Raw genomic sequence first — 21,885 nt, 5'->3', positions numbered from 1 at the left:
ATGGAAAATAAAACTAAAGCAGAAGTGGCAGGAGGATTATTCGCGATATGGGTAGGTATTGTTAGCTTTTTTGCTGAACGGTTGTGGTTCGATATGGGAAGCGTATCTAATCATCGAGGGGCTTATGTGTTTTCGAAAATTCTTCTTATGACGGGGGCATATCTGTTTTTTATAACCTTACGCATGTTCAAAAATAGAGTGTTATTTCGAAGAGTATTCATTATGTATTTTTTATTTATGTTTTTAATGTTATTAATTACATGGCCAGGAATCTGGAGATGGGATGAATTTTTTGTATTGGATGCAAGTAAATATTTTACTTATAATAGTTATCAACATTATTTTACTTCGCTTTTTTATATGGCTAGTCTTATGCTCTTTCCCTTTCCGGCGGGAGTAGTCATTATGCAAATATTGATTGTTTCAGTTCTGACTGCAGTTTTTGTCGAACAAATTAATCGCTATTTGTTTCATAATAAAAAAATTGGTTTGTTGTGTGTAATACCTTTTTTGTTTTTTCCAGTTATTGACAGCAATTTGTACCCACTGAGGTGTTCCCTTTATGCATTTTTAGAAGTAGGCCTTATGCTGTTTCTCATAATTAGTATAGAGCGTTTGAAAGATGTGGAATATAAAATTAGCAATAAGATATGTATAGGATATGTTTCCGTAAGCATAATTTTAGCGGTTTGGAGAAGTGAAAGTTTTTATTATGCAATGGTAGCTCCCATTGTATTTTGGATTGTATTCAAGAAGCGAGTAAATGTGATAAAAAGAGTTATTGTCTTTTTCGTTATTTTTGTTAGCAGTATAATTTTGTCAAAATATCAGAATACACTTCTTCATGATAATATAGGTGTACAAAATACCGTTATTTCTACGCTTCCCTACATTGAATATGTTGTTTGCGATAAAGAATTGAAAATTGAGGAAGCAAAGGCGTTAGAAACGATAGATAAGGTGATTGATTTGGAAATTCTAGAGGAAAAGGGAAGGGGAATTATCTGGGACAGTTCCGTAAACTTGATCAGAGTAGAACATACAAAAGAAGCATATGATAAGTATTTGAAAGCTTACGCTAAATTAGTTTTTAAACATTTATACTCATTTGCAAAAGTTCAAGTTCCGGTGGTTTTACAGGCAAATGGTCTGAAACTGGGAACGCAATATGTGGAGAACACGGAAAACTTGTTTAGTGGTGAGGGCGTGTATGTTTCAGAAAATCTTCAGACGACATTTTACAATCAAGACCTTAACAGATCAATTTTTCCTAATCTAAGGAAAAATGTGATTATTGTAATGGAGACTTTATTGATAAAAGACTCCTTTTTCATGAAGATAGCCCATAGAGTAACTTATAATGCAATAATTCCAATGTTTTTTTTGATGGGAATTATGGGAAGCTGTCTAAAAAAAAGAAAATTTTTATTAGGCATACTCTGCGGACTGCAGTTGTTAAAAGCAGTGATTTTAGCGGGTACGATACCAGGGAGTGCATTTATGTACTGGTATTCCATATATTTGATTGGATATCTAGCTATATTTATATGTCTCATAAGGCTTTTTCAAGTCAGAAGGGAGTTAAATGAAAGTGATTAAGAAAGCAAGTTTTATATATATTGCTGTGATTATATTGTTTGTTGTTTTCAAGATTTTAAGTGGGATTGTTCCACATCATTTGGTTCGTGATAACATAAAAAAATCCTATAGTTCATTTGTGGAGTATCCAATAGTAGGGCTATCGGAGGGTGAATGGGAAAAGTCTACTCAGTTGGATGGAGTATCTGAATACTATCTTTTAGCAAATGCAATGAGTACGACGGGGGAAAATCCGGTCAAAGAGGCCTTGGGAAATTACATTGTTCAGGGACATGGTAGCAGTGGTATAGAAATCATAAATTACTTAAAAGATATTGGAACTCATGAGACAAACTTAGAAAATAAAATATATAAGCCCGCATATTGGTGGGGAATTCAATCACTTATGAGGCCGCTCTTGGTATTCTATTCTTATTCTGCGGCAATTTCAGTCCTTCAATTAGTAGTACTTTTCATGATGATAATTCTTTTTTACCTAATTTCTAATAGAATTGGCCTTGTTGAAGGAGTTTTGTTTGTTTTTAGTATGTGGTCTATAAATATATTTGTAGTAACAATGTCATTTTTCTTTGCCAGCACATTTTTAGCAGGAATGGGCATATGTATCTATATTTTTTTTGATAAAAGTTTGGATACAAATTATGGCTATATCTTTTTGGTTGCCGGTATGCTTACCGCCTATTTTGACTGGTTATCGGCCACAACAATACCGTTGACACTTCCATTGATTGTACTTTTTTTGTTAATGAATAAAAAAAGCGGCTTAAGTCTGAAAAGGGGAATGAAACTGGGAGTTGTATCTTCTGTTATGTGGGTACTGGGATATAGCAGTACGATTATCGCAAAATGGATTTTGGCCGGATTGGCCGGTTTTGATGTCTGGGGTGGGGCATTGTTGAGGGTTGGCGCAGGAGTGAGTGGTACTAAGGTTGACTGGCTGCCTAGTGATACAGTGGGGTTGGCATTAGCATCAATTAAGGGCAATTATGAGCAACTTCGTTTTATAGTAATTGCTAGATACTCGGGACAGATGAATATGTTGATAATTCTAATGTTTTTGGTCTTGTTATTAGCTGTTCTATTTCGTAAGAGAGGAACGTTTCCGGTGTACCTAAGCATCATTGCTCTTTATCCAGTAGTTGAATATATAATGCTAAAAGGGCACGATGCAATTCATTGCTGGTTTACATATCGAAGCGCAGCTGCTACAGTTTGGGCAGCTTCTTTAATGATTTTTTATATGGTGGATCTTGATAAATTAAGGAGGTTGAAACTTTGAGAAAAAAAGGCAAGAATGTCACACTAATAAAACAGATTAAATCCTTTCTTCTGTTTCATTTAGTAGCATGTATTTGCGGATTTGTCTTATATTTATGTTTGTTCCAGATGCGAATGTTTAACTTTATTGAAATCTATTTTTATAGGGGAATATTTTTTGTAGTCCTATCTGCTGTTGTTTGTGGTATTGTAGAAGCCATAATAAAAATAAAAACCTGTACAAAGAAATTTGATAGTAGAGATATTATTGCTTCTATTGCTTTTATTGCTTGCGTGAATATGGTTTGGCTAAGTTCAGTAGTAGTAAATGTTGACCGTTCTTTTTCAGTATGGATGCTGTCATATTTAGATAAGCACCCTAGTAGATATGTTATTCTGGATACTGCATTTCAGGAACAGTTCATAAAAGATTATGGGATGCTTGACAGGAGGCTGGAGGAACAGCTTGAATCAAATAATATTTATCTAGATGCTGGCACATACCGATTGACTAGGCAGGGAAAAAACATTGTAGCTGCTTTTAAGACAGTGGGGAAATTATACAAGACGAGTGAGCAATATTATGATCCGCCGGAACTTAAGGCAGATTAGAGGGAAAGGAAACCACGGAAAAATGAAACGAAGATGGGTTATATTTAAATTTATTGTGACCGGTGGTTTTTGTACATGTATTGATTTTAGTATATATATGTGTCTAAGTACAGTAATCGCAATGTCTTATGCTAAATGTATTTCCATGTTCTGTTCGTGTACGATGTCATTTTTCCTGAATAAGCTCTGGACATTCAGAGACAAGAAGTCTTATACGGTACCGCAGGTATTAAAATTTGCTATTACACAACTGATAAATATCAGTGTGAATGTGGGATGCAATATAATAATATATGATCTTACTCAAATGAAAATTTTAGCTTTCGTTTTATCTACGTTATCAGCCATGACGGTTAATTATCTGTTGCAGAAAAAAATAGTTTTCAGAGAGGGGTAAAGATGCTGTTTTCAATTATTGTTCCATGTTATAACGAAGAAAAAAATTTAGAGCGTCTAGCAGAAGCTTTTGATGAAATCACTGCCCCAAAATATCCTATTGAGTTGATTTTAGTGGATAATGGTTCTACGGATAATAGTGCACAAGTGTTAAAGAATATTTCTAATACATATTCATTTGTTAAGGTGGTCACTGTAGAAGTAAATCAGGGGTATGGTTTTGGTATTTTGTCGGGACTAGAACAAGCACGAGGGGACTATTTAGGGTGGCTTCACGCGGATATGCAGTTTTATCCAAGAGAAATATGTAAAGCTATTCAATATTTAAAAAAGCATCAGTATCCCGACGATGTGTTTTTAAGGGGATTCAGGAAAAAGAGACCAGTCATTGATACTGTATTCACGTTAGGGATGAGCTTATTTGAATCATTATACTTAGGTCAGTTCATGTGGGATATTAATGCCCAGCCAACTTTGATTTCTAGAAAATTTTATGATAAGTGGAAATGTCCTCCAAAGGATTTTTCTCTGGACTTATATGTATATTACTTGGCATGTCGGGAAGGACTTGAGATTTATCGTTTTGGTGTTATCCAGCATGAGAGGAATGCAGGAACTTCTACTTGGAATACGGGAATGAGGTCGCGTATTGGATTAGTAAGGCGTGTTTTTTCCTATAGCCGTAGCCTAAAAAATGAGTTGGGAGTAGCTGCTAATAGAACAGGACGAAACTATGAAAAAGATCATTAGGCAGATTGTTTTTTTGTATTTATGTCAGGAGTGATGACTCATGGATTTTGTATTTATTCATCATCTGCTATTAATTTGAAAATTAAGGTGGTATATGCTAAAATAAAATGGATATAAAAAAAGAATTATGGTCTAAGAAAAGCACCGAAAGTACATTATAATATACAGATAGCCAATTCAAATACAGAGGGATAAAATGAAAGACCAAAAGATAGGATACTATATTGTAAATTCTATAATTATAGTAATAGCAATAGGATTGTTAATACATACCGTATATGCAAATGTGATAGATATTTTGATTAAGGAAAATCTGGCTGTTATCATATCAGCATTTTTGTGGGCAGGTTTGATTTATGTAATTAAGGCAGTAAGGTTGTATTTGATTATGCTGGAGAGGCGTATAACTATTAAACGGTTCATAAAAGTGTATATGAAAACGACACTGGTGAATCTTGCTCTGCCATTTAAATCGGGAGAAATCTTCAGGATTTATTGTTATGGAAAAGAAATGAAAAGTATTAAACTGAGTTTTCTTTGTGTAATGATTGATCGATATTTCGATACAATTCCGTTACTTATCTTACTACTCTGTTTTACAACCATTACTACAAAAACGCTTCTTCCTGTTGTGTTTATTTTAATTCTGTTTGTCTTGTTAATGACGGTGATTTATAAAATATTTCCTTCAACTTACCACTATATGAATAAGTTCCTGATTATGGAGACTAACTCAAAAAATGGGGTGAGGGCTTTAGTATTACTAGATAAGACCAATGGATGGTATACATATGCGACGGAACTGATTAAAGGCAGGGGATTGATACTTCTTATACTTTCTAGCATTACGTGGCTGATGGAATATGGAATCTTGTTACTTTTGGCATGGGGATTGAGTGATGCATTTAAGATGATACAATTTGTTGATTATATGAACTCGGTTTTTGTTGGAAGTAACAATCGGTATGTTACGTTATATGTAGGAATTAGCGCAGTACTGGTCGTTTTCGCTGCTGTTGGAATATATGGTCTGTCATTTAGGAAGAGGATAAAATGAAAGTAGTATGCGTATATGATAATCATATAAAACCAAATGTCTTTATAAAAAGTATTGTTGGTGAGAAGACTTTCGGAGAAGTGATATTAAAGAGAAAGAGCATTAGAAATAAGTTCTTGGAATTTGTGGGCGATCTGGGCGGCCAGGTGGATGATTTATTAGAATTCGATAATGCATGGCAGTTGGAAGAGCTTTTAAGAAAGGTCCGAACATTTGACAGTGACACCCGGGTTTTCCATATTTTCTCTAGCTTTGTAATAGAGGATGTAGATAAGGCAAGGACTATTATTGAGAAAGTTCCGTATATGCATGAAAACTATTTGTGGATTTCGGCAGGTAATTTTCCTACCTGCTTTGTTATGAAAGAAATTGGACAGTATTGTGATTTTCTTGAAAAGTATGCGTCTATATTGAATGATAACTCTGTTTATCAAAAATCTGATTATAGGTTTGAAATGATAGAAACAGATGCATTTTTCAACTTGTCTATTCATGGTAATTTTTTACAATATATTTCTGGCGGTTTTGACGCTAGGTTTTTTAATGCAGTAATTGGTGATGAATATGTAGTGACAAAATCCTCCAGAGATAAAAACAAAATAAAAGCGGAGTATGAATTCTGGCATCTTCTTCCGGATCATATGAAGTCTTGGTTTGTCATGCCTTATAATTATCGAGAAACAGAGGAATTAGCTTCATATGACATGGAAAGATACCATATGACTGATTTAGCAATTCGTTGGGTTCATGGAGCGATTGATTTAGATGAGAGTGATAAACTGTTAAAAAAAGCGTTTCATTTTATATCAATTAGGGGAAGAAAAAGTGTTTCGAGAGAAGAGTATCAAAAAATTGAAAACTATTTGTACTTAGACAAATTAGATGAAAGGATAGAAATACTAAAAAAACACAAACATTATCCAGCATTTCGTGAATTTATTTCCAGAGGAGGAATTTATAATAGTTTAGATGAAATTGTAAATCACTATAAAAGACTGTATGAACGTATAAGAAAGGAGTTGGCTGTTGAGTATATCAGTGTGATTGGTCATGGGGATCTTTGTTTTTCAAATATGTTATTCAATAAAGAGGCAGACTTATTAAAGTTAATAGATCCAAAGGGAGCCTTAGAAGAAGATAAATTGTGGACCAATCCATATTATGACGTGGTAAAATTATCTCATTCTATATGTGGGAGATATGATTTCTTCAATAATGGATTATATCAAATAAGTCTGGATGACAATTTGCATTTCCAGTTAAATATTGATTTTGACAACGGTGATTTTAAGAAACTCTTTCGGAAATATGCGGAAGACAATGGATTTTCTTATCTGGCAATCAGAATTTATGAATGCTCTTTATTTTTATCCATGCTTCCATTACATATGGATAATCCACAAAAAGTATTCGGTTTTATTTTAAATGCAATAGGTATATTGGAAGAGGTAGAGATATGTTTGAACAAATGACATTCGTGGTGGATATTGATGGTACTCTTTGCCCAATCAAAAGCATGGAAGAAAAATATGAGGATCTGATACCTCATCGTGAAATGGTGGAAAGACTCAGATATTATAATGAAAATGGCGCAAAAATCGTAATGTATACCTCTAGAAATATGAAAAGCTATCAGGGAAATATCGGTTTAATCAATGCTCATACAGCGAAGGTATTGCTGGAGTGGTTGGACAGGTGGCAGATACCTTACAATGAGATTATATATGGTAAACCGTGGCCAGGGCCAAGCGGCTTTTATGTTGATGATAGAGCAGTGCGCCCAGATGAATTTCTGAAGTATACTCCAGAAGAATTAAAAAATATCTGTGAGAGGTCGAAATTATAAAAGGAGTGGGTGGAATATGAAAAAGTTGGATATTGTTATCACAATGGCAGGCGAAGGAAGCCGTTTTAAAAAAGCTGGGTACCAAGTGCCGAAATATATGATAGAGGTACATGGAAAGACATTATTTGAGTGGTCTATGCTGAGTTTAAAAGGTTATCAGGATATTGTGGATCATTATATTTTCGTGGTGAGAGGAATTGATTTTCCAGCGGAGTTTATAGGCCATGAATGTGAAAAACTAGGGATCTTGAAACATGAAGTGATAGAGATTGATTATCTGACGGACGGACAGGCTACTACGGCGTTACTGGCAAAGAATGCTTGGACTCCTAACCATGGCCTTTTAATTTATAATATAGATACTTATGTAGAAGCATTCAACATGAATGATAAGGAATTAAAGGGTGATGGCTTCATTCCATGCTTTAAGGGGCAGGGAGATCACTGGAGCTTTGTGAGGCTCGACGATGGTGGACGGGCAGAGGAAGTTCGGGAAAAGGTTAGGATTTCAGATTACTGCACATTAGGAGCATATTATTTTAAGTCTTGTCAGTTATATCAAGAGCTATATGAAGAATATTATTCTTCTGATGAAAATTTGGAAAAAGGTGAAAAATACGTTGCGCCGTTATACAATTATCTGATTAGGAGCAAGAATGGGAGCGTTTACATATCAGTTGTGGAGCAGGAAAAAATTCATGTTCTGGGAACTCCGGAGGAACTAGACGTATTTAAGAGCTCTTATCAGGGATGATATAGGCAATGCATATGATTACCAAAGGGGATAGGTTAGTGGAAAAAAAGATTAATTATCAGTTTAAGGTGTTGTATGTTCTGGGTATTATTTTTGTTGTAGCGGGTCATAGTAGTGCTAACAGTGGCTTAAATATTATGACAAACTGGTTCCATCTGTATTCCTTTCACCTTGGTATTTTTGTATTTTCTTCGGGATATTTTTATTCAGAAAAAGCAAAAGATAACTTTTTTCTTTATATGTGGAATAAAGTAAAGCGGCTACTGGTTCCTCTTTATCTTTGGAATGTAATTTATGGCATTTTGGTGATACTATTAAAGGCAAAAGGATTTTCCATGGGAGGAGAATTTACACTGAGAAATCTTTTGCTAACTCCAATTTTGACTGGGCATCAGTTTATCTATAATTTGGGAGGCTGGTTTATCGTTCCTCTATTTTGTGTAGAGATTTTTCATGTGATGTATAAAAAGATATTTGGAAAGGTTCTAGCCTGTATTGGAGGGAATTATTTCACTTTTGTAGCGTATCTGCTTTTAGGCATGACGGGTGTCTATTTTTGTAGTAAAGGTTTTAATTTTGGCTGGTATCTTGTGCTTTTTCGTATGTTAATATTTCTACCTTTTTATGCAGCCGGAAATCTATATAGGAACAATATTGAAAGAAAGGATAATCTAAGAAGCTTATATTATTTAGGGATTGTATTTATAATACAATTGGCGATTATTACCAGAATTGGTTATCCGCCATACTATGATTGGGCATTTTGCAGTAATTTTAAGGATGGTGTTATTCTACCATACATCTGTGCTTTTACCGGAATAGCTTTTTGGATACGGATAGCGAGAATAATAACGCCAATTCTAAAGAATAACTTATTTATGCTAAAAATTGCAGATAATACATATTCCATAATGCTTCATCATTTGCTGGGTATTATGTTTGCGAAGACCTTATTTGCTATAATATGTAAATATACGAAATATTGTCATGACTTTGATTGGGTTTCATATAAGACGGAACTATGGTGGACTTATTTCCCTAAGGGGCTTACTCAATGGGGCTTGCTTTATCTGGTTTTTGGTATTATGACGGGGCTGCTAGCAGGCAAGATTGAAAGAAATGTTGTCAAAACGGCTAAGCGCTTAAAGTTAATTATGGAGGAAATGATCTATGATAGAAAAAATATGGCCAGTTAATAAATTAGTTAAACTACGTCAGGAAGTAACCGAATTACGTCAGGAGACAATGCTTTTACGAAGAGAATCTGAGCTTCTGAATCATCAATTCCAGCAAGGTAAACAAGGGATTGAGATTAAGTTTGATGAAAAATGTAGGAGTTTATCTGAAGAAATGCAGAATACAAAGGAAGATATATTAAAAGTTCTAAGTGATTCTAAACATGAAACTCATGAAGACCTTTGGATGACAAAATTCGGATATGACAATATGATATCTTCTTTGCAGTTGGCAGTAATTGAACAAGTAGTGCCGGGTAACTATGAGCGACTTAGCGCATTAAAAAATACGCATGCAGGAGAACGGTGTTTTGTGATAGGGAACGGTCCATCTCTAAATACTGCAGATTTAGAGATTCTAAGACAAAACGGGGAGTTTTGTTTTGCTTCGAAGCGTATTAATCTAATTTTTGACCAGACAGAGTGGCGCCCTAACATATGGGGGGCTTCTGATTTGGATTATATTGAGATGTACCAGGACGAAATACGAGAAATAAAGGGATTTCCAAAGCTGATATGTGCTCAGTCCATTGTGAGAAATAATATTGTGATTGAGGATGCCGTTTATTATCCGTTTATTCAGGTAGAGAGGCAACCTCAATGGTTTAATGAGGATATCTTAAGAGGGGTCCATTTTTACGGTACGATTACATGCAAGTTAATTAATTTTGCAGTCTATATGGGATTTAAAGAGATTTACTTGTTAGGAGTGGATAATACCGTTCCAATTAAAATTAATGAAGATGGGAAACGAGAATATGATCCCAAGGCTCAAAATCATTTTTCAGGTAATTATTTTACAGAAAAAGATATGGTGGAGATGAACAAAAGTGTTATTGATATTGACGAATCGGTTGCATATGTAACGAGTGCATATGCCTCTGTTAAATGGTTTTGTGATCAGTTAGGAGTTGGAATTTTTAATGCCACAAGGGGAGGAACTTTAGAGGTGTATCCAAGGGTGAATTTTGATTCCATAAGAAAGCGGTAAGAGGGAAGATTAATATGTATCCAGATATATCAGTGGTAATGGCAGTCCATAATGAAGAAAGAGCATTGTTGGAGGAAGCAGTTAACTCTATTTTGAACCAGACATATTCAAACTTTGAGTTGATTATATGTGATGATGCTTCTAATGAAGTAACTTCTGATGTAATAAAAGAAATTAGTAGACGAGATGATAGAATTCTAGTGATTACCAATACAGAAAACAGATTTGCTGGGGCGACGAGAAACCGTGGTATTTATGTTGCTCGAGGAAAATATGTGGCATTAATGGATGCGGACGATTATAGTTACCCAGAACGTCTTGAAATGCAAAAAAGATTTCTGGACACACATTTCGAATATGCCTTTGTTTCCAGCATTGTGGACTGTTTCGATGGGGAAAAGATTGTTTCGGGTCATTTTCGGGTAAAGGAAAAACCTGAAAAGCGAGATTTTTTATGGGGAGCACAATTTGCAACACCTATGTTCAGAAAAGAATGCCTGGAGCGTGTCGGAGGATATGATGAATCTAAAGTTACCAGAAGGACTGAGGATTATGACCTTTATATGAGATTGTATGCCCAAAGTCTGAGGGGGTATAACATTCAACGCCCATTGCTGCGGTATTTTCTAAACGTGAATGTAATGAAGAAAAAAAGGCTGTATCGATATCGGATAGATGAAGCAATTGTACGTTATAGAGGATTTCGGAGGCTTGGGTTAATGCCGGAGGGGTGGATTTATGTTATTAAACCTTTGATTGTAGGGCTTATACCGCATAGGGTGGTTTGGAGAATGAAGGGCAGAGCAAAAAGCGGTTGAAAATATGGGTTTAACACAGGAACTAAACTGGTGAATCTTAGTTAAACAGAGGAAAGGTTATGAAAACTTATGTGCTACTCACAGGTCGTGGGAATAATACTCTGAAAGACAAGAATGTATTGGAATGCTTAGGTCACCCGGTGCTATACTATCCGGCTAATGCTGCTCGACATACTAATACCATTGAGAAAATGTTTTGCAGTAGCGATGATATAAAAATTCTTTATGAGGCTAAAATATATGATCATATTCCTATTAAGCGTCCGTTGGAATTGGCATCACCAACTATCCAACCTGTGGACTGTATTATACATGCTTTAGGTGTAATTAAACAGGAATATGAAATGCCAGATATTCTTGGTACGGATTTACGGCAAGAGATGGTCAATTGAGGTATTCTTCAAAGCATCCAAATCATTTATGAAACTGGGTACAGAATTTCAGAACCGTAGATTTAATGCCATGGTAAGTCAGATATATTATACTGGAATGGATACGACGAAACCAGAATGACCAGAAAGCCTATGGTGAATTATTTTCCATGTTCTCGATAAATGAGGACATGGATCTGACCAATGCACTTACGAGCCTAATGGCTCTATTTGTTGAACAATTAATTAACCTTCCAACAGAAATTACAAATATCTCCTAAGGTTAATTGGATGAATGGATGAAGTCCCAGGCCTTATTTATTCAGACTTCGTTTGGAAATCTATGCAGGGAAAGTTAATTATAATTATCAATATTAATATTAATATTGATAAAATTAGCGGTATGGGATTTGAACTAATGATCTCAATCAAAAGATAGAATAAAGTAAAGTCAAATGATCAAAAACTGCTGATAATCTCGTTAATAAAAAGGTTTTAAAGAAAGGATAAAGGATTATCATATGGTAAATAAGGAAAAAGTAATAATATTTGGAGCGGGTGGAACTGGCAAGGCACTATATAAACATATATGTGAGGAAGGAGAAGTGGAAATAGTTGCATTTGCTGATAGTTTTGTAAAGGGTAGATTAGAAGGGTTGCCAATATTGAGTCCGCAAGAAATCCTTTTACAGGAATTTGATATCATATATATTGCATCAGTTGCAATGCAGCCAATTGTAAAAAGTCTATTAGATCTGGGAATAAAACGTAGCAAAATTTCAAAATTTTTTGTGGAAACAAATGTACTAGCAAGAAATAATTTTTTAAAATGCTATGCAGAAGAAATATATCGTAAGAATATTAATGGAAATGTAGCGGAGGCCGGTGTGTATAGGGGAGAGTTTGCTGCCTTAATGAATAAATTTTTTCCAGATAGAAAATTGTATTTATTTGATACATTCGAAGGATTTGATGAGCGAGATATTCAATATGAAAGTGGTTATTCTGATAATTCGACAAAGGGTGATTATTTCAAAGAGACTTCGGTTGAATTAGTAAAATCAGAGATGATAAATCTTAATAATGTAATTATAAAAAAAGGTTATGTGCCAGATACTTTATTTGGAGTTGAAGACAAATTTTGTTTTGTTAATTTGGATATGGATTTGTATAAACCGACACTTGAAGCATTAAGGTTTTTTTATCCTCAAATGATCGAAGGTTGTGGAATACTTGTTCATGATTATTTTGATATATTTAGTTATCGAAATTTAAAACAGGCAGTTATTGAATTTGTAGAGGAGACAGGGGCTAAAACATTTCCAATAGGTGATGAAAAAAGTATTTTAGTAGTAAAATAGAGAGACGTACTATATCATTATTTCACATCAATAGAAATTAAATATAATAGAAGTTTTTTTGTTAGGGAATGAAAGAAAGTTTAGCTATGTTGTACATTCGTGGCATTGATGGAATCTTTTTTTGATATGTTCCTAAGTTGAGGTGATAAGAGCATAAAGACGACTGGAAATCCATATGTACAATTGATAATCGTATCAATTTGAAATTGTAATATATACTATTAAGATAAGGTAGATCGGCGCATGGCAGAATAAAGATATATAGTTATTTAATTAAGAACTATATAGTTATGTAGGAGAGTAAAGAGTGAAAAATAAAGTGGATTTTAAAGCAACTTTAACTAGGGGTTACTAAAACCCTTGTTTTCAGAAGTATTGAGAGGTAAATATTAATTATCGTTGTATTTATCCAATTAAGCAGTATTGTAACCTTGTGCTTCAAGATAGGCAAAAACATTTGCATCATCTAGTGTTACTTTGGGTTGATTAAAATGTGGATCCATCAATTCCGCATAATCAGTTGGATTTAAAGGTTGCTTTTCATAAACAATGTGATAGATACAGACCATAATCATTCTTGCAATTGCAATGATTGCGTTCTTATGACCACGACGTTTTTTGGTCGTTTTCGATTAGCTAGTTGTGAAAATTTCGAATATCAGAGTTGATGGTAGAAAAAGATTTCTAATTGTATTCAGAGATTCCAGAACAATTCGTATTGACGATGGTTGCAACGATAACATTTTTGTGGATATCAATTCCGCAGCAGATGGGGTAAATGAGCCTCATCATAAGTATAACCACCTTAAAAGAGATAGGAATAGCATCATTGACTGCCATCTTGCGACTAAATAAAAATGGTTTATTACCAATGATAATAGTCCGGGCTCAATATCCCACTTGTTTGTTCTTTAAAAGATGGCGGCACATATAATTACGCAGGTTAAGTTCGCCACTCATCTCTCCGTGCGCTGTAGTGTATTGCTATTACATATGAAAATTATAAATCAAAGAGAGGATGGGCACAACATTTATCATAACTTATTTGTGCCTTGAGCGAAAGGAATGGTAAAAATTATGAAAATAGTAGCAATTATGCCCATTAAACTTAATAATGAAAGGCTTCCCAATAAAAACATAAAGCTACTTGGAAGCAAACCGCTTATTCAATATGAGTTGGATAGTTTAAAAGAAACGGGGATGTTAGATAGTATCAACGTGTACTGCAGCAGTGAGGATGTTATTCCATTTGTGTCCGATGGGGTGAACTTTATCCAGCGTCCAGCCTATTTAGATTTGCCGACATCAAACTTTTCGCAGATATTTGAAAATTTCATGAATACGGTTCATGCTGATATATATGTATATGCTCATGCAACAGCCCCCTTTATAACGGTAGAGACAATGGCTGAATGTATTAGAGTAGTGCAATCAGGAGAATATGATTCCGCCTTTTGCGCTTCAAAAATACAGGATTATCTTTGGCAGGATGGAGAACCCTTAAATTTTAATGCTACAAATGTGCCAAGAAGCCAAGATTTAAAGCCAATATATAGAGAAACATCCGGAATATATGTATTCACAAGGGAAGTTTTTGAAAGGTATCACAGAAGGATTGGAGAAAAACCGTTTGTTAAAGAGGTATCATTAAAAGAAGCGGTGGATATTAATAATCTGGAAGATTTTAAATTGGCATCGGCATTACTTAATATTGAAATATAATTAAATTGAATGAATTTCTATAGACTTAGGAGGATAGCATGAACTCTTTAAAAGTGCTTGACGTAACTTTACGAGATGGTGGATGTGTCAATGATTTTAATTTTGGACAAGCTTATATGGAGTCGGTTTTATGTGCGCTAGAAAAATCCAGGGTAGATATTATCGAATTGGGATATATCGATGCAGAGAAAGGATCTGAGAAGGGACGGACGCAATTTATCAACGATCAAGTGATAACTCAGCATTTTTTGAGGAGTAAAAAGGCTGGAGTTACCTATGTCGCTATGATGGATTATGATAAATTTGATTTGGATAACCTTCAACAACGTTTGGAGAGTAGTATTGATGGAATACGTATGGCATTTCACAAAAATAACTGTTTTGATATTATTTCTGCAGGTAAGAAAATTATTGATAAGGGTTATAAATTTTTCATTCAGCCGATGACGATTATGCGTTATTCAGATAAAGAACTGATTGAATTTATTGAAAAAGTCAATCAAGAACTTCCTGATGCAACTGCCTTCTATATTGTGGATAGTTTCGGTGAGATGCGAATGAATGATATGAATAGGATTTTGAATCTTGTTGATCATAATCTATTATCTTCGATGACGATAGGTTTTCATTCCCATAACAATTTGCAACTTTCGTATTCAAATGCAGTGACGTTTCTTCAGTTTCCAACAAATCGTAACTTGATCCTAGATTGTTCTATAATGGGAATGGGAAAAGGTGCAGGTAATCTTAATACAGAACTCTTCCTTGAACATCTTAATCTTTATTATGACAAAAAATATCAGATTACACCATTACTCGAGGTGATTGATAAGGTCATAAATGTCATTCACAACGAAATGTACTGGGGCTATTCAGTCGAGTATTATCTTTCATCTGTTAACCATTGTACACCAAATTATGCAGGCTACTTCTATCAGAAGCATATGCTTCCAGTTAATCAGGTTGCAGAACTACTTGGAATGATTTGTGATGACAAAAGAAACTCTTTTGATAAAGATTATGCAGAAAAATTATATCAGACATACAATTCGAACAAGTCATTTGATGACGTAAATACTATTAAAAAATTACAGGAAAAATTCATCAACAAACGAGTTGTTGTGATAGCTCCAGGTAAGAATGTGATTCGCCATATTGATAATATAGAAGCTTTAATTAAAGAAGAAGATGTCGTTTCTGTAAGTCTTAATAATTTCAAAATTTTTGATACTGATTATATATTTACGACGAGGAAAGATGCATATAATACGGCCGTGAATGCTGGTAAAATGATTATAGCACCATCTAGTGTTACTACTGATTCAATGGAAAGCATCTATGTAATTGATTACAAGAAATGGATTGTTGTAGATGGAGAAACACAAGATTCTTCTGGTGTAATGATTATTAATCTGCTGAAAAAATGCAATGTTAAAGAAATTTTTCTGGCTGGTTTTGATGGATTTTCCGTAAATATCAATGAGAACTATTATGACATAACAATGAGAATACCAGTTACTGAAAAACAGGCTATTATGCGTAATGAGTTTTATAGAGAGTTTTTAAGTAAGATTTCAAAAGATATAAAGATCACATTTTTAACTGAATCAAAGTATGTATAGTAAAAGGTGATATCATCCGGTGCGGATGCTGGGTACATCTTCGAAGATATATGTTTGAAGCAATCCCTAAGACAAAGGGAGCAAGTGCAAAAACCTCACCGGCATACATCGGGTATGCTTACTGCGAACAGCTGTTTCAGTTTGAAAAGAATTTGAAAGATTTAAAACCAGAAGAACTCCAGAAACAGCGTCTTGAGCGGGAACGACCAGTACTTGACGCATTCTGGAAATGGATTAACGGGAAGGATGCCTTTGACGGATCAAAGCTTGCCAAGGCTATTAATTATGCCGAAAACCAACGCCCTTACATGGAGAACTATCTTCAGAATGGGAGATGCTCCATAAGTAATAACGCAGCGGAACGAGCTGTAAAATCATATGTTATGAGAAGAAAAAACTTCCTATTTCATGTTGCGATAAAATGTGCCAGAGCAAGTGCTGTAGTCTATACACTTACAGAAACAGCAAAAGCAAATGGCGTCTCTACCTGGAAACAGTAATGGACAAGATGCTGGACTACAAAAATGAGCCCGATAGTATCTTAGAAGAACTGATGCCATGGTCAGAAGCAATGAAGCGATCCTGTAGCTTGGAAAATGGTAATTTCTGATTTTTCCATTGAGATTAGAAATAGCAATACATTATTTTATGTAGCGCTTACCATTAATGCAACATCAATACACCCATCAATACAGCTTCACCAATCCAGAGCTCCCCACCATTTACCACCCCTCAAATTAAATGCAAATCCCCGAACATTTTGACGTTTCACCCAAATTGACAATATGTCTCAATTAAGGTTAAAACCCCATCAATTTAAAATAAATAGAAAATAGTCTTATATAGTTTGAAAAAAGCAATTTTTAGTACATATTTCATCGACAATAATATAACGATCCAAAAAGCACATCTTGTGTTTCATTCTTGCACCATCAATACATATTGTACTTTAACCACTTTTTCATCAAATATTATAAATATATATACAAAATATACAAATTTTTGTCGAATTTTGCGATTAATTATGCTTTTCAAACCGTTGGAAACAGCTTATAGTGGTTACTAGAAAAGCAGATAAAAAGGAGGGTTTTCTATATGACAGATGCTGAGAAGCTGCGGATTATAGAGCTTGAGAATGAAAGATTAACAGAAGAAAATATGAAGCTCCATAGAGTGATTGAAAAATTGAATCAAACCCTGAACAGATTGCTTGGTCGGTACATAAGTGTTGATAAGATTGCCTGACAGGGGATAGTCAGGGAGTGCAGGGCACTCCCGGGAGTATCTCCGTCAGGGGTCAATCCCTTGATTAGAGTTTTGTTTGTCGTCAGGAACGATTCCCTTGTTCTTGCGAACGAGTTCCCATATTGTTTGATGCATCCATTCAATGGTTTGATTTAGTTTTTCGTTCTCTATTTCTAAATCGGTGATGCGGTCTCCCATCCGGGCGATAATCTCCCGACTATTATTTTCCTTGTGTGGCGCCAAGAGGCGTTGAACATAGGGAGAAGAGGAATCAATTATATGTTGGGAAAGCAATTCATCCCTATCTTCGCAGGATAGGTCCATGAAAGCCTGGTAGCTGATTGATAACGGAGCCATCGAAACCCTGCACTTAGGGCAAACCGCATTGCGCTGAAGTTGATAATATCCATAGTAACCGCATTTAGAACAATAGTACACGGACAATTCTCTCATTAGTTTCCTCCTTTTTTCTTAATCTATAGTAAAAACAGTCTACTTCTATAATATATAACGTAAATCAAAGGAAAATGTAACGCTAAAATCAACAAAATTAATAAAAATTATAGAAAAGACAAAAAAATAGCCCACAGCGCGTTAAGCGTGTGGGCTTCTTTCATCTGAACGGATGAATCTTTAGTAATTTATTTGCAATGATTATCTTACTGAATGATACCGTTTGTGTTAACAACAAATATTTTGTCGTTGGCATCTTTGTAATCTCTGAATCCTGCACCAAGCTCTGGTTTTATAACAGACTTGGAAGTAGAGGATGCGGTCTGAAGAACGCCGCTTGCATTTACCAGATAATTAACACTGTTAAGAGAAACAGGAGCCACTCTCAAATCAGTAGATGCTTCTTTTCTTAAACCGTATTCATACACTGTGTTATCGAGGATTCCAGTATAGCCCTGTCCCTTATTGGAGCCAGAGGTAGTAAAGTACCAGATCTCGTTCTCATCTAAGTTTTCATTATAGATTGTCTGCTTACCTGTGTCCATGGTACCGTTAGAAGAGAAGTGGAAGTTTGCAATCGTTCCATTTTCTAAAGTAACTACTTTAAGACCAGTCTGCATTTCACCTTTTGTATTAAATCCATATTTCTGTGAGCTTACGTTAAATAACGCGATTCCCTTTTTAGCAAAGTTTGGAGCGCCATCCTTAAAGAAGAACCAGTTGGTTTCGTTTTCTACGCTTACGCCAGTGATACCTTCGATCTCTCTCCAGCCATCAACTCTTGTACCGTTGTCAGGATCATAGTACTGATATCCTGCTGCAGATGCTGCATTGTCAGTTGTATTTTCGGCCGCTTCAGATGAAGTTGCTTTAACCGGAAGTTTGTACCAACCAGTCTGCATTTCTCCATTTACGAACGTATAGTAAGAACCGCTGATTTTCTTATCAACCATATCCTTAATCATAACGCCGTCTTTATCAAAATAGTACCAGGAAAGAGGTTTCTCTGAATCATCACTTACACTGTCAAGTTCAAACCAGCCAGTTTTTTTAGCGCCGTCGTTTTCGTCGCCAAGATAGAATGTAGAACCTTCAATTTCAACTTTACCAGTTAACATCTGACCCTGCTCGTCAAAATAATGCCACTGATCGTTGATCTTCTGCCATTTGGATACGATAGCCTTGCCATCTTTTCCATAATAATGCCAGAACACTTCTGGTGCATCAGGGGAGTCCCAATAGTTGTCGTTCTTAACAGAAGTCCACTGGTTGGTAACTCTTTTACCGCTGTCATCTACATAGTATTCGTCGATTTCTTTGGCTTTAGCAATTTCGCCATCTTCATCTAAATAATACCAGTCTTCACCATATTTCTTCCAGGAATCGGTCGCAGCATAGTCGCCCTCTTCATAGAATTTCCAAGAACCGTTCTCTTCCACCCAGCCATTTGCTTTTGCGTAAGCAGTTGTGGCATTACTTAAGATACCCAGTTCTGGAGCTGCAGCAGCTATTACACCGGCAGCGGATAATACAGCCATCAATTTTAAATGCTTTTTCATAAATATGTTCTCTCCTTTTTTGTAATAAGTTGTATCGTGGCCGAAAATCCATAGTTGCATTACTCTGCGATTATAACCCAACTGAAAGACTCAAAGATAGTGAGGTTTCATGGTAGATATGGAAAGAGATAGCATAACAAGTAAAAAGGTGAGGAAGTATAGGGGTTTCCCTTACGTCCATAGCCATAAGAAAGTAAGAAAACTTTAATAGGAAAATAAAGGTTGGTGTGGTATAATCACAAGCAGATAAAAACATTCCTTAAAAAGGAGCGAAGAAACATGAGAATGAAAGTATCCAACTATATCTCCCAAAAGCTTTTAGAATCTGGGATAACCCAAGTATTTTCCGTAACAGGCGGTGGTGCCATGCATCTAAACGATGCTCTTGGTCACCAGGAAGGGCTAAACTGTCTCTACAATCATCACGAGCAGGCATGTGCCATCGCAGCGGAAGCCTATACAAGAATTCAGGGAAAGCTTGCTGCTGTTTGCGTGACTACGGGTCCTGGGGGAACCAACGCCTTAACCGGTGTACTTGGAGGCTGGCTGGATTCCATTCCTATGTTAATTTTGTCCGGTCAGGTGCGCTATGACACCACAGCCAGATGGTCTGGTGTGGGCATACGTGCTATGGGAGACCAGGAATTTGATATTGTTAAGGCCGTGGACTGTATGACCAAATACAGTGAGATGGTGATTGATCCCATGAGGATTCGGTATTGTCTGGAAAAAGCCATTTACCTGGCACTTTCTGGTCGTCCAGGCCCCTCATGGCTTGACATCCCCTTAAATATTCAGGGGGGATATATTGAGACAGAAGAACTCATTGGATTTTCACCAGAAGATTATGAAGATGGCGGAGACGGCTGGATTTCCCAAAGCGATGCTAAGATTAAGGAAGACGAGGCAGGTCATGGGGAGAATCGTCAGATACTGCCAAAGAAAGTAACAAGGGATATTGCAATGGAGATCCTAACAAGGATAAGGCAATCCTCCCGTCCTGTCATCAATGCAGGCAATGGTATTCGCATCGGACAAGCTCACGAAACATTTCTTCGTGTAGTAGAAAAGCTTGGAGTTCCTGTGGTGACTGGCTGGAACAGTCAGGACAGCATTTGGGATACCCACCCCCTTTATACGGGACGAGGCGGTGGCATGGGAGACCGTGCCGGTAACTTTGCCATTCAAAACAGCGATCTGGTTTTGTCTCTTGGAAGCCGCTTAAGCATTCGTCAGGTGGGCTACAATTATAAGACATGGGCAAGAGAAGCTTTTGTGATTGTCAATGACATTGATCAGGAGGAGCTTAAAAAGCCTTCCATTCATGCAGATATGAGAGTGCATGCCGATGTAAAAGAGCTCCTTACGGTTTTAGAAGAGGTTCTTGACACTGAGTTTCATTCAGAAGAGCAAACTCCTCTGTTTAAAGGCGGCAAAGGAATCGATGGTCTGACCTGGAATGAGACCTGCAGTATGTGGAAGGAAAACTATCCGGTTGTACTTCCAAAACATTACGAGCAAGAAGATCACGAACTCACCAATGTATATGCTTTTATGAAAGAACTTGGAAACAAGCTGAAAGAAGATCAGATTACAGTGGTAGGCAATGGATCTGCCTGTGTGGTTGGAGGACATGCCTGTGTCATAAAAAAAGGCCAGAGATTTATTACAAACTCAGCCGTTGCCTCTATGGGTTATGATCTTCCGGCAGCCATAGGAACTTGTATGGCAGATTCCTCAGAGGATATTATCTTAATCACTGGTGACGGAAGTTTGCAGATGAATATTCAGGAACTCCAGACCATTATCTATCACAAGATGCCGATTAAGATATTCTTAATTAATAATGGTGGATACCATTCCATTCGTCAGACCCAGAAAAACTTTTTTGGGGAGCCGTTGGTTGGAGTGGGGGATGACAGCAGGGATTTAAGCTTTCCTGATATGGAGAAGCTATCCGCTGCTTATGGATATCCTTACGTCTCCATTCATCATAACAGTGAGCTGGACCAGAAGATAGAGAAAGTTCTTTCCATGGAAGGACCTGTAATTTGTGATATTTTTGTAAGTAGGGAACAGAACTTTGAACCAAAGTCTTCCGCAAAGCGTCTTCCTGACGGAACCATGGCTTCCCCTCCTCTTGAGGATTTGTCCCCATTTCTTTCAGAAGAAGAGATGGAGCGTAACATGATTATCCCAAGACTTAAGGACTAAAGTTTAAATAAATGAATAAAGCT

General features: G+C 36.0%; 21 protein-coding genes. 19 read left to right on the top strand and 2 right to left on the bottom strand.

From position 1 onward, the window contains the following. From BET01_RS00295 to BET01_RS21675, 18 genes are all read left to right on the top strand, one after another. Nucleotides 1–1,599 carry a hypothetical protein gene (locus BET01_RS00295; protein WP_120194771.1) on the top strand — a complete coding sequence of 533 codons (1,599 nt, stop codon included), beginning with the start codon at nt 1–3 and terminating at the stop codon, nt 1,597–1,599. After that, nucleotides 1,586–2,878 (top strand): hypothetical protein, encoded by a 1,293-nt coding sequence (locus BET01_RS00290; protein ID WP_120194770.1) that lies wholly within the window; start codon nt 1,586–1,588, stop codon nt 2,876–2,878. The genes BET01_RS00295 and BET01_RS00290 overlap by 14 nt, the downstream gene beginning before the upstream one ends. Further along, nucleotides 2,875–3,468: a hypothetical protein gene (locus BET01_RS00285; protein WP_120194769.1), complete on the top strand. Its 594-nt coding sequence runs from the start codon at nt 2,875–2,877 to the stop codon at nt 3,466–3,468. Before BET01_RS00290 ends, BET01_RS00285 begins: the two co-directional genes overlap by 4 nt. Next, entirely contained in the window at nt 3,440–3,865 is a 426-nt protein-coding gene (locus BET01_RS22455) for a GtrA family protein (protein WP_120194768.1), read from the top strand. The genes BET01_RS00285 and BET01_RS22455 overlap by 29 nt, the downstream gene beginning before the upstream one ends. 2 nt (nt 3,866–3,867) lie before the next feature. Continuing rightward, nucleotides 3,868–4,614: a glycosyltransferase family 2 protein gene (locus BET01_RS00275; RefSeq protein WP_120194767.1), complete on the top strand. Its 747-nt coding sequence runs from the start codon at nt 3,868–3,870 to the stop codon at nt 4,612–4,614. Nucleotides 4,615–4,810: 196 nt separating this feature from the next. Next, nucleotides 4,811–5,671: a lysylphosphatidylglycerol synthase domain-containing protein gene (locus BET01_RS00270; protein WP_120194766.1), complete on the top strand. Its 861-nt coding sequence runs from the start codon at nt 4,811–4,813 to the stop codon at nt 5,669–5,671. Further along, nucleotides 5,668–7,143, top strand: coding sequence for an aminoglycoside phosphotransferase family protein (locus BET01_RS00265; protein WP_120194765.1), 1,476 nt, complete (start codon nt 5,668–5,670; stop codon nt 7,141–7,143). The genes BET01_RS00270 and BET01_RS00265 overlap by 4 nt, the downstream gene beginning before the upstream one ends. Then, nucleotides 7,128–7,517, top strand: a complete 390-nt coding sequence (locus BET01_RS00260) for an HAD family hydrolase (protein WP_120194764.1) — start codon at nt 7,128–7,130, stop codon at nt 7,515–7,517. Before BET01_RS00265 ends, BET01_RS00260 begins: the two co-directional genes overlap by 16 nt. Nucleotides 7,518–7,533: 16 nt before the next feature. Then, entirely contained in the window at nt 7,534–8,271 is a 738-nt protein-coding gene (locus BET01_RS00255; RefSeq protein ID WP_120194763.1) for a glycosyltransferase family 2 protein, read from the top strand. Between the two features lie 38 nt (nt 8,272–8,309). Beyond that, nucleotides 8,310–9,467: an acyltransferase family protein gene (locus tag BET01_RS00250; RefSeq protein WP_158584951.1), complete on the top strand. Its 1,158-nt coding sequence runs from the start codon at nt 8,310–8,312 to the stop codon at nt 9,465–9,467. Then, nucleotides 9,442–10,497 (top strand): DUF115 domain-containing protein, encoded by a 1,056-nt coding sequence (locus BET01_RS00245; protein WP_120194761.1) that lies wholly within the window; start codon nt 9,442–9,444, stop codon nt 10,495–10,497. Before BET01_RS00250 ends, BET01_RS00245 begins: the two co-directional genes overlap by 26 nt. A gap of 14 nt (nt 10,498–10,511) precedes the next feature. Continuing rightward, nucleotides 10,512–11,315 carry a glycosyltransferase family 2 protein gene (locus tag BET01_RS00240; RefSeq protein ID WP_120194760.1) on the top strand — a complete coding sequence of 268 codons (804 nt, stop codon included), beginning with the start codon at nt 10,512–10,514 and terminating at the stop codon, nt 11,313–11,315. 59 nt (nt 11,316–11,374) lie between these two features. Continuing rightward, complete coding sequence (locus BET01_RS00235; protein ID WP_120194759.1) at nt 11,375–11,707, top strand: hypothetical protein; 333 nt, start codon at nt 11,375–11,377, stop codon at nt 11,705–11,707. 500 nt (nt 11,708–12,207) lie between these two features. Further along, nucleotides 12,208–13,047, top strand: coding sequence for a TylF/MycF/NovP-related O-methyltransferase (locus BET01_RS00230; protein WP_120194758.1), 840 nt, complete (start codon nt 12,208–12,210; stop codon nt 13,045–13,047). Nucleotides 13,048–14,124: 1,077 nt separating this feature from the next. After that, nucleotides 14,125–14,769 (top strand): acylneuraminate cytidylyltransferase family protein, encoded by a 645-nt coding sequence (locus BET01_RS00220; RefSeq protein WP_120194757.1) that lies wholly within the window; start codon nt 14,125–14,127, stop codon nt 14,767–14,769. A 38-nt stretch (nt 14,770–14,807) separates the two neighbouring features. Continuing rightward, entirely contained in the window at nt 14,808–16,391 is a 1,584-nt protein-coding gene (locus tag BET01_RS00215; RefSeq protein WP_120194756.1) for an aldolase catalytic domain-containing protein, read from the top strand. After that, entirely contained in the window at nt 16,376–16,891 is a 516-nt protein-coding gene (locus BET01_RS00210) for an IS66 family transposase (protein ID WP_330512353.1), read from the top strand. The genes BET01_RS00215 and BET01_RS00210 overlap by 16 nt, the downstream gene beginning before the upstream one ends. A 595-nt stretch (nt 16,892–17,486) precedes the next feature. After that, nucleotides 17,487–17,636, top strand: a complete 150-nt coding sequence (locus tag BET01_RS21675) for a hypothetical protein (protein WP_166428711.1) — start codon at nt 17,487–17,489, stop codon at nt 17,634–17,636. Nucleotides 17,637–17,681: 45 nt separating this feature from the next. On the opposite strand, the gene BET01_RS00205 is transcribed toward BET01_RS21675, so the two are convergent. Beyond that, entirely contained in the window at nt 17,682–18,089 is a 408-nt protein-coding gene (locus BET01_RS00205) for a hypothetical protein (protein ID WP_120194754.1), read from the bottom strand. A gap of 206 nt (nt 18,090–18,295) precedes the next feature. Continuing rightward, on the bottom strand, nt 18,296–19,648 hold the full coding sequence (locus BET01_RS00200; protein ID WP_120194753.1) for a cell wall-binding protein: 1,353 nt from the start codon (nt 19,646–19,648) through the stop codon (nt 18,296–18,298). 279 nt (nt 19,649–19,927) lie between these two features. Here BET01_RS00200 and BET01_RS00195 point away from each other — a divergent pair, with 279 nt between their 5' ends. Beyond that, nucleotides 19,928–21,862 carry a thiamine pyrophosphate-binding protein gene (locus tag BET01_RS00195; RefSeq protein ID WP_120194752.1) on the top strand — a complete coding sequence of 645 codons (1,935 nt, stop codon included), beginning with the start codon at nt 19,928–19,930 and terminating at the stop codon, nt 21,860–21,862. The last annotated feature ends 23 nt before the right edge of the window (nt 21,863–21,885 follow it).

It is taken from the genome of Lacrimispora algidixylanolytica (genome assembly GCF_003609635.1).
Classification (GTDB): Bacteria; Bacillota; Clostridia; order Lachnospirales; family Lachnospiraceae; genus Lacrimispora; species Lacrimispora algidixylanolytica.
The sequence above is the reverse complement of the archived record's forward strand: the minus strand, read 5'-3'. Positions and strand labels throughout refer to the sequence as shown.